This window comes from Craurococcus roseus (assembly GCF_039523795.1).
In the GTDB taxonomy this organism is placed as follows: domain Bacteria; phylum Pseudomonadota; class Alphaproteobacteria; order Acetobacterales; family Acetobacteraceae; genus Craurococcus; species Craurococcus roseus.
The window spans coordinates 19,181-28,309 of record NZ_BAAAFZ010000005.1 but is presented as its reverse complement, the minus strand read 5'-3'; the positions used below and the strand labels follow the sequence as shown (position 1 = coordinate 28,309).

Sequence of the window (9,129 nt, the reverse complement as noted above, 5' to 3'; positions counted from 1 at the left end):
GCGCGCGTCCCGAGGCCCGCCGCCGCGACGCCGGGCCAGCGGCATCGGCCCGGGGCATCCCCGCGGGCTCGGGGCCGGCGCGAAGCCTGCCGCCCCGGTCCCGCCGTCGTGCCGCGGCCGGCGGCGCGCGGGCGTGAGTGTCGCGGGGCTGGACCGGCGGGCCTGGGCCTGGGCGTCCTACGATTGGGCCAACAGCGCGTTCCCCACCGTCGTCACCACCTTCGTCATCGCGGCCTACTTCACCAAGGGCATCGCGCCGGACCCGGCGACGGGGCAGGCGCAGTGGGGGTGGACGCAGGCGCTGGCCGGGTTCGGCATCGCGCTGCTCTCGCCGGTGCTGGGCGCGGTGGCGGACGCGGGCGGGCGGCGGCGGGCGATGCTCGCGCTCTGCACGGTGGCGGTCGTCGCGGCCACGGCCTGCATCTGGTTCGCGCGGCCGCACCCGGAGTGGACGCTGTGGGCGCTGGTGTGCGTCGGGCTCGGCACCGTCGCGTTCGAGGTGGGCACGGTGTTCTACAACGCCATGCTGCCGGGGCTGGTGCCGGAGGAGCGGATTGGGCGCTTGTCCGGGCTCGCCTGGGGCCTGGGCTACGCGGGCGGACTCGCGTGCCTGGCGCTGGCGCTGGTCCTGCTGGTGCTGCCCGACCCGCCGTTCTTCGGCCTCGACCGCGGGGAAGCGGAGCACCTGCGGGCGGTGGCGCTGCTGACGGCGGCGTGGACCGCGCTGTTCGGCTGGCCGGTGCTGGTGATGCTGCCCGACCCGGCCGGGCCGAAGCCGGGTTGGGGCGCGGCGGCGCGGTCGGGCCTGGGCGAGATCGCGGCCGTGCTGCGCGCCCTGCCGCGGCGGCCGGCGCTGCTGCGGTTCCTGGTGGCGCGGCTGTTCTACACGGACGGGCTGAACACGCTGTTCGCCTTCGGCGCCATCTACGCCGCGGGGGTGTTCGGCATGGGGTTCGAGGAGATCCTGCTGTTCGGCATCGCGCTCAACGTGACTGCGGGCTCGGGCGCGGCGGGGTTCGGCTTGGTGGAGGACCGCGTCGGCTCGCGCCGGATGGTGCTGGGGGCGCTGCTGGCGATGATGGCGTGCGGCGCCGGGCTGCTGCTGGTGGAGGGCAAGGCGGCGTTCTGGGCGCTGGCGCTCGTGCTCGGCAGCGTGATGGGGCCGGCGCAATCCGCGAGCCGCAGCCTGATGGCGAAGATGGCGCCGCCCGGCGAGGCGGCGGCGCATTTCGGGCTGTTCGCGCTGTCCGGCCGGGCGACGGGGTTCGCGGGGCCGGCGGTGCTGGCGGCGGTGACGCAGGCGACGGCGAGCCAGCGGGCGGGGATGGCGACGGTGCTGGTGTTCCTGGGCGTCGGGGCGGGGGTGTTGGCGACGGTGCGGGAGGGATAGGGGCAGCGGGGACGGGCATGTCCGCAGGCCCGCTCCGGGCGGCGGGCGACCCGGTCCGAACGGGTGCTTGGGGCTTCGCCCGGCCTACCGGCCGAGCGCGTCGCGGGCGGCGGCGGCGAGCTCCTCCAGGCGATAGGGCTTCGGCAGCAGGGCGATGCCTTCGGCCTCCGCCTCGCGCTGCGCCGCTTCCGCGTAGGCGGTCGTGAGGAGGATCGGCAGCCCGGGGCGGCGGCGCTTCACCTCTCGGGCGAGGTCCACGCCGCTCATGCCGCCCGGCATCATGACGTCCGAGAACACGAGATCGACGGCGCGGCCGTTCGCCAACGCGCCGAGGGCGGCCGCGGCGCTCGCCGCCCGCGTCGCCCCCAACCCGAGTTGGGTGAGCATCTCGGTGACCAGCGCGGCGACCTCGTCGTCGTCCTCGACCAGCAGCACGTGGCCGGCCATGCCGCCTGGGGGCCGCTCGGCCCGGGCGTCGGCGGGGTGGACCCGCTCCGCCGGGGGCGCCTCGCCGGACCGCGGCAAGAGCAGCGCGATCGTGGTGCCGCGCCCGACGGCGGTGTCGATGCGGACGGCGCCGCCCGATTGCGTGGCGAACCCGTAGACCTGCGCGAGTCCCAGGCCCGATCCCTTGCCGATGTCCTTCGTCGTGAAGAAGGGCTCGAAGACGCGCGAGACCACCTCGGGCGCCATGCCGGTCCCGGTGTCGACGACCGAAAGGCGCACGAAGTCGCCGCGGAGGCCGTTGTCCGCCAAGGCGGAGAGGTTCTCCGCCCGGATGACGATGGTGCCTCCAGTGGGCATGGCGTCCCGTGCGTTCACCGAGAGGTTCAGGACGGCGAGTTCGAGTTCGCCGGGATCGACCGCGACGGGCCAAAGGTCGTCCTCGAATTCGAGGACGACGTGCATGTCGCCCCGCAGGCTGCGGTCCAGCAGTTCCCGCATGGCGCCGACTTGCCTGCGCAGATCGAGGGGTTCGGACCGGAGCGGCTGGCGGCGCGAGAAGGCGAGCAATTGGCGCGTCAGGGTCGCGCCGCGCCCGGCGGCCTGGCGCATGCCGTCCATGAGGCGCTTGCGGCGGGCGGGGTCGCCTGGGCGGTCGAGCATGTCGAGCCCGCCGGAGATGACCATCAGCAGGTTGTTGAAGTCGTGCGCCACGCCGCCGGTGAGCTGCCCGATGGCTTCGAGCTTCTGCGCGTGGCGCAGCGACTCCTCCACCCGCGCGCGCTCCGCCATCTGCGCGCGCAACTCGGCGTTGGCCGCTTCCAGCTCGCGCGTCCGCTCGGCCACCAGGTCCTCCAGCTCCTGCGCCGCCCGGTTGCGCTCGGCCAGGTGCTCCCGCACCTCGTACTGCCGCCGCCGGGCGCGCACCGCGGCCTGGACGGCGCTGGTCAGGGTGATGGCCTGGACCGGCCGCTCGAGGAGCGACACGTTCCTGAGCGCCTCCACCAGCCGCCCGCGCCCCGCCACGACCGCCGGGTGCTCCCGGCGGCTGGTCAGCACCACGAAGGGCATGTCCGACCACGGCGGTTGCCGTTCGACCCAGGCGATCAGCTCTTCCATGGGCGTGGTGAGCAGCGCCTCCTCGGCGACGAACACGGCGTCGGCCCCGGCCGCGAGGCCGCTGACGAGTTCCTGGAGGTCGGCGCAGGCGCGGGCCGACAAGCCCGCGCGGCGGAGAAGCTCCGCCGACGCCGCGCCGTCCCGCCCTGTCGGGGCGAGGACGAGGACCGTCGGGCGGGCGGGGTCGTCAGCGGCCGAGGGGGTCATCGTCGATCAGTAGCGGGGAGGCGCCGCCGGTGTACTGCGGCGTGCCCGTGAACACGCCGCTGAAGTCCTTTAGCGGCGGCCCGACGGCCAAGCCCTTATGGCCGAGCCGGAACTCGCGGATGGCGTGCTCGTGCCTGCCGCTGCGCTTCTTCACGACGGAGAGCGCGCGCCGCACCGTGCCCTCGAATTCGAAGTAGCGCAGCATCAGGACCGCGTCGCTGAGATAGCTGATGTCGAGGGGGGTCTGCATCGGCCCGACCAAGCCGTGCTGGGCCAGGACGAGGATCGACAGCACGCCCAACTGGTTCAGGTAGCTCAGCAGTTCGTGCATCTGCAGGATCAGGAAGCGCTCGTCGGGCATGGCGCTGAGGTAGCCGTTGAGGCTGTCGATGACGATGACCCGCGCGCCCTCCGCCTCCACGGCGGTCCTGACCAGATGGGTGAACTCGCCCGGCGACAATTCGGCCGGGTCGACCTGCTGGATCCGGACGAGCCCGGCGTCGAGCGCCGGCTCGAGCGGCATGCCCAGCGACGCGGCGCGGGCGGCGATGGTGCCCTGGCCCTCGTCGAAGGCGTAGACGACCGCGCGTTCGCCGCGGCTCGCGGCGGCGATCGCGTAGCTCATGGCCAGCGAGGACTTGCCGACGCCCGCCGCGCCGAGCAGGAGCGCGCTGGTGCCGCGCTCCAGACCGCCGCCCACCATCGCGTCCAGCCCGGCGTCGCCGCTGGACGCGACGCCGCCGGCGAAGGCGCGGTGGTGCTCGGCCGCGACCAGCCGCGGGTAGATCTCGAGCCCGCCCGTCTTGATGGTGTAGTCGTGGAAGCCGCCCCGGAACGCCATGCCGCGCATCTTCACGACGCGGAGGCGCCGGCGCTCCCCGCCGTAATCCACCGCGATCTGCTCCAGGAGGACCACCCCGTGCGCGATCGAGTGCAATTGGAGGTCGTCGCCCTGCGAGGACATGTCGTCCAGCATCAGGACGGTGCAGGCGCGGCTGGTGAAGAAGTGCTTCAGCGCCAGGATCTGGCGGCGGTAGCGCAGCGAGTTCTGCGCCAGCAGCCGCATCTCGGACAGGCTGTCGAAGACGATCCGCGACGGGTTCAGCGCCGCCACCCGGTCGAAGACCATCTGCGTCGTTTCGCTCAGCTCCATCTCGGCGGGGTGGAACACCGTCAGCTCCCGGCCCGGGTCGAGGCTGGCCTCCGGCGGCACGAGCTCGAACACATCGATGCCGTCCAGCGACCAGCCGTGCCGCTTGGCCACGAGGCGCAGCTCCCGCTCCGTCTCCGACAGGGAAATGTAGAGCGCGGCCTCGCCCTTGCGGGCGCCTTCGCGGAGGAACTGGAGGGCGAGGGTGGTCTTTCCGGTGCCGGGGCGCCCCTCGCACAGGTAGAGGCGATCCGGGTCCAGCCCGCCGCCCAGGATGTTATCGAGCCCTTCGGTGCCGGTTGAGATACGCGGGGCCTCCGCTTCCGGCGTCGTCGAATGTTCGTCCTGGTCGGCCACGCTTCGCTCCCCAATCCACCGGACCGGTGGCCCGTGTTCGCGGGCGAGCCGCCGACTCGGTCCTGCTTGTAAACACGGATGCGGGGTTTTGTCAGATCAATGTTGGTGGGCTTGGGCGGGCAGTCCTACGCCGGCGCGAGGTCGCCGCCGCAGCCGTCAGGGCCGCTGCGGCGCCCGCACGCGGCGGCAAGTGCCCCGCCGCCTCGCAACCGGCCCTGGCCTGATGGCGCGCATGGCGCCGCCGGGCGAGGTGGCGGCGCGTTTCGGGCTGTTCGCGCTGTCCGGCCGGGCGACGGGGTTCGCGGGGCCGGCGGTGCTGGCGGCGGTGACGCAGGCGACGGCGAGCCAGCGGGCGGGGATGGCGACGGTGCTGGTGTTCCTGGGCGTGGGGGCGGGGGTGTTGGCGACGGTGAGAGGGTAATAAAGAACATTCGTGATAGGATTACCTATCGTTGAGTGGGGAGCCGACTTTGCGATTATGAGCTTGGGCGAGCTGGGCTGAGCACACCTGCTCGATGCCTCTTCAGCAACAATCTGCCTTCCATTGCAATCGCGTGGTTTGGTTGCCCAAAAAGGGAGCCAAGTTCCTCGCCAGTCTTCCGGAAACGATGTATGGACGCCAAGGACCACCCCGTCATTTCAGTGCTGGGTGACCAGCGCCGCTTCGTAGTCCCAATCTACCAACGCCAGTACAGTTGGGGTGAAGCTCGCCTTGAGCCGTTCTGGGACGACGTGGTTGCCAAGGCTGAACAAACGCTAGAAGAAGGCAAGCCTAAGTTCAGTCATTACATGGGTGCGTTAATCCTGGCGCCAGGCGGCGACGGCTTCACCATTGGATCAACGCCGCGAGTCCAGGTTGTGGATGGCCAGCAGCGCCTGACCACCTTCCAACTGTTCCTTGTAGCATTGCGCGAGGTCGGCGAGCGGTTGGGCTACCACCAGCTAAGCGGTCACGTTCACAGCTATCTGTACGTACCGCCCATGCACGGCGACACGGATACGGACGCACGGTTCAGGCTCATGCCCACTCCGGAAGATCGGCCCGTGTTCCACCTGATCGTCGAGACCGGCCTGAACGGCGTTCGGGCAAAGCACCCGGAGTGGTTTTTCCAGAATGGCAGATTGATTAAAGGTCCGGCGCCGAACGCGGTGCGTGCGCTGGCCTTTCTCGTGGACAGGATCGAAACCTACGCCCGTTTCGGCCTCACGGACGAGCAAGCCGACCCGGCGCCGGTCGCAGATGAGCCCGATGATGCCCCGCACCGACGGTTGCGAAGCCTACTCGAGGCTCTGCTGAATCACTTGAAGCTCGTTGTGATCACCTTGTCTGAGAACGACGATGCCCAAGTGATATTCGAGACCTTGAACAGCCAAGCCGAGCCGCTGCTCGCTATGGATCTCGTTCGGAACAACATTTTCCATCGTGCTTCCGCTCAGGGTGAGCACGTGGAAGCTCTGTTCGAAGCCAAGTGGCGGCCGTTCGACCAGGATCGCGAGTTTTGGAAGGCAGACTCGCCACGCGCGAAGCCTAAGCGGCCGAGGATCGACCACTTCTTAAGTCACGTCCTCACAGCGCAAACAGGCGACGAAACATCATTGCGCGAACTCTACGCCGAGTACCGCGCCTTCACCCGTCCTAAGGGAAAGCCACGTTTTGACACCGTGGCATCGGAACTCGATGCGCTCACTGTGTACGCGCCAATCTATCGTGCGCTGGAAGTCGGTGGAGGTGACGAAGCCTTGGCGCGTCTCGGCGCGAAGCTGAACCTTTGGGAGGTCTCCACTGCCTACCCGTTAGTGTTCCACATAGCCATCTCGGACGCCGATCCGGCTCAGAAATCCCACCTCTATACGCTGATCTATTCCTACCTCGTGCGACGGGCGTTGTGTGGATTGACGCCTAAGGGCCTGAACAAGACGTTCGCCCGGCTGGTCGGCGCCATGATCAAGGACGGCACATCCGCAGCGACTCTCGCTGTATGGTTCGCCGGCCAGCGTGGCGACACCGTCCGCTTTCCTGATGACCGAGAGTTCCGCGAGGCGATCCGGAACAAGCCGGTTTATGACTCGATACGGCGGAAGGACCGATTGGCGGACTTGCTTTGGGACTTGGAGTGCGCGTCAAGGACCAAGTACTCGGTCCACGCGCCGAGGCCAGCGAACATGTCGGTCGAACACGTCTTGCCACAAACCTGGACGACGCACTGGCCTTTAAGCGATGGGCGGAATGCCCCTGCTGACAAACTGACAGGCGTGGACGAGGCGATGCTGGCCGGCATTCGCACCCGGGAGGCCGCCCTACAAACGCTGGGCAATCTCACTCTGATAACCGTGCCCGGAAACACAACGGCATCGAACAGGGCGTTCCCCGACAAGAAGCCTTGGTTAAGAGAAAGCTTGCTCGCGCTCAACTTGGCAATTCTGGAACGTGACACGTGGGATGAAACTGCAATTGCGGAGCGAGCGAGCACTCTGGCCGATCTAGCCACCGCGGTTTGGCCTGCGCCTAGTTCTTCATGATACTGGCCCTTATGTGCGCATTGATCACACGGGGGCCAGAAAGCCTCCATGGCGCAACTTCAGGAACGCGACCACCTCCCACCTGTTGACATTCCCACCGCCAACAGGAGCCCCCGTGGCAACAGGCCTGATCGCACTGCTGGACGACGTCGCCGGCCTCGCCAAGGTCGCCGCCGCGTCCCTCGACGACGTCACGGCCCAGGCCACGCGGGCCGGGGCCAAGGCCGCGGGCGTGGTGATCGACGACGCGGCGGTGACGCCCCGCTACGTGGTGGGCTTCGCCGCCGCCCGCGAGCTGCCCATCGTCGGGCGGATCGCGCTCGGCTCGCTCAAGAACAAGCTCTTGTTCCTGCTGCCGGCGGCCCTCGCCCTCAGCCTGTTCGCGCCCTGGGCCATCACGCCGCTGCTCATGCTGGGCGGCGCCTTCCTCTGCTACGAGGGGGCGGAGAAGGTGTTCCACGCCCTCTTCCCCCACCGCGCGCACGAGCACGAGGTGAAGGTGGGCGCGGCGCGGCCGCAGACCCCGGAGCAGCTCCAGGCCTTCGAGGACGAGAAGGTCCGGGGCGCCATCAAGACCGACTTCATCCTCTCGGCCGAGATCATGGCCATCACCCTCGCCACCATGCCCGAGTCCTCCTTCTGGACGCAGGCGGTGGTGCTGGGCGTGGTGGGGCTCGGCATCACGGTGCTGGTCTACGGCGCGGTGGCGCTGATCGTGAAGGCGGACGACGCCGGCGTGGCGCTCGCCGCGAACGACCGGCCCGCCTCCACCCTGCTGGGCTTCCGGGGGAGCGACTCGCCCCCGTCCGGCGCCGACCGGGCGCTGCGCCCGCTGACGCGGGGCTTCGGCCGCGGCCTCGTGCTCGGGATGCCGGTGCTGCTCAAGGCGCTGAGCGTGGTGGGCACCGCCGCGATGGTGTGGGTGGGCGGCGGCATCATCGTCCACGGCCTGGAGGAGTACGGCCTGGGCGCCCTCGGGCACGCGCTCCACGACGCGGCGGAAGCGGCGGCGCACGCGGTGCCGCCCTCGCTGGCCGGGGTGGTGGAGTGGATCGTCAACGCGGCGGGGGCGGGCGTGGTCGGCTTGGTCGTGGGCGCGGCGCTGATCCCCTTCGTGGAGCACGTGGCGGCGCCGCTGTGGCAGCGGCTGCGACCGGTGAGGGGCGGCGGCGACGCGGCGGCGGGCGGCGCGCACCGGGCGACCTGAAGGGCGTCGCCGCCGCACCGCCTTGCCGTCCCTCGCCGGGCGCCCCCGGACGGAAGACCAGGGATCGCAACGCCGGCCTCGGCGCCGAGCCCTCCCGACCGGGCTCCGTCGCCCCGCCCCGCCCGGGGCCGTGCCCGTGGTGGATTGGGGCCGGGGGGATTCGGTGTAACCTGCCGGGCGGCGCGGGCGGCCCGCCGGCGGAGGGTCGCCGCCCGGCGGCGTGCCGGGCGCCGGACGCGAGGGAGGTCGGCGTGGACAAGATCCACTACAGGGTCGTCGAGCACGACGGCGGGTGGGCGTACAAGCTCGGGGACGTGTTCTCCGAATCCTTCCCCAGCCGCGCAGCGGCGCTGTCGGCGGCCCGGCGGGTGGCCCGGGAGCAGCACGTCCCGGGGAACGGGGCCTACATCGAATACCAGGACGAGAAGGGCCAGTGGCGCACGGAGTTCTCCGCGGGCAGCGACCGGCCGGACGCCGACGTGGTGGACTGACGCGGGCGCTCGGCGCCCCCGACCATCCGGGCGCGTCCGTGGCGCCGCGCGCCCGGTCGCGGACGGGTCCGGGCGAGGCCGGGCCGCCATCGACGGAGCGGGCGGGCCATCGCCGTCCCGGAGCGGACCGCGCCCGATCGGACGCCGCAGGGGCGTGAGGACGCCCGCGGAAACAATGGGCCGCCGCACCGCGCCGACGGGCTGCGGTCGGCCGCGACGCGCCGCGGCGGGCGCGCCCGCGGTG

General features: G+C 70.8%; 7 protein-coding genes. 5 read left to right on the top strand and 2 right to left on the bottom strand.

Features of this window, described 5'->3' with window-relative positions; translation table 11 throughout:
- Positions 1-133 precede the first annotated feature (133 nt).
- Positions 134-1,390, top strand: coding sequence for an MFS transporter (locus ABD067_RS01235; RefSeq protein WP_343893311.1), 1,257 nt, complete (start codon positions 134-136; stop codon positions 1,388-1,390).
- A gap of 84 nt (positions 1,391-1,474) precedes the next feature.
- Here the strand turns inward: ABD067_RS01235 and ABD067_RS01230 are convergent, their stop codons facing one another.
- Both ABD067_RS01230 and ABD067_RS01225 read right to left on the bottom strand, forming a co-directional pair.
- Positions 1,475-3,160 (bottom strand): ATP-binding protein, encoded by a 1,686-nt coding sequence (locus tag ABD067_RS01230; RefSeq protein ID WP_343893310.1) that lies wholly within the window; start codon positions 3,158-3,160, stop codon positions 1,475-1,477.
- On the bottom strand, positions 3,141-4,667 hold the full coding sequence (locus ABD067_RS01225; protein ID WP_343893309.1) for an ATPase domain-containing protein: 1,527 nt from the start codon (positions 4,665-4,667) through the stop codon (positions 3,141-3,143). The genes ABD067_RS01230 and ABD067_RS01225 overlap by 20 nt, the downstream gene beginning before the upstream one ends.
- A 232-nt stretch (positions 4,668-4,899) precedes the next feature.
- On the opposite strand from ABD067_RS01225, the gene ABD067_RS01220 reads away from it, so the two are divergent.
- The 4 genes from ABD067_RS01220 (at position 4,900) to ABD067_RS01205 (ending at position 8,885) form a co-directional block, all read left to right on the top strand.
- Positions 4,900-5,088, top strand: coding sequence for an MFS transporter (locus ABD067_RS01220; protein WP_343893308.1), 189 nt, complete (start codon positions 4,900-4,902; stop codon positions 5,086-5,088).
- Between the two features lie 191 nt (positions 5,089-5,279).
- The gene (locus ABD067_RS01215; RefSeq protein WP_343893307.1) at positions 5,280-7,187 is read left to right on the top strand and encodes a DUF262 domain-containing protein; all 1,908 of its coding nucleotides are present in this window, start codon (positions 5,280-5,282) and stop codon (positions 7,185-7,187) included.
- A gap of 115 nt (positions 7,188-7,302) precedes the next feature.
- The gene (locus tag ABD067_RS01210; protein ID WP_343893306.1) at positions 7,303-8,394 is read left to right on the top strand and encodes a DUF808 domain-containing protein; all 1,092 of its coding nucleotides are present in this window, start codon (positions 7,303-7,305) and stop codon (positions 8,392-8,394) included.
- A 251-nt stretch (positions 8,395-8,645) separates the two neighbouring features.
- Positions 8,646-8,885 carry a DUF2188 domain-containing protein gene (locus ABD067_RS01205; protein ID WP_343893305.1) on the top strand — a complete coding sequence of 80 codons (240 nt, stop codon included), beginning with the start codon at positions 8,646-8,648 and terminating at the stop codon, positions 8,883-8,885.
- Positions 8,886-9,129 lie beyond the last annotated feature (244 nt).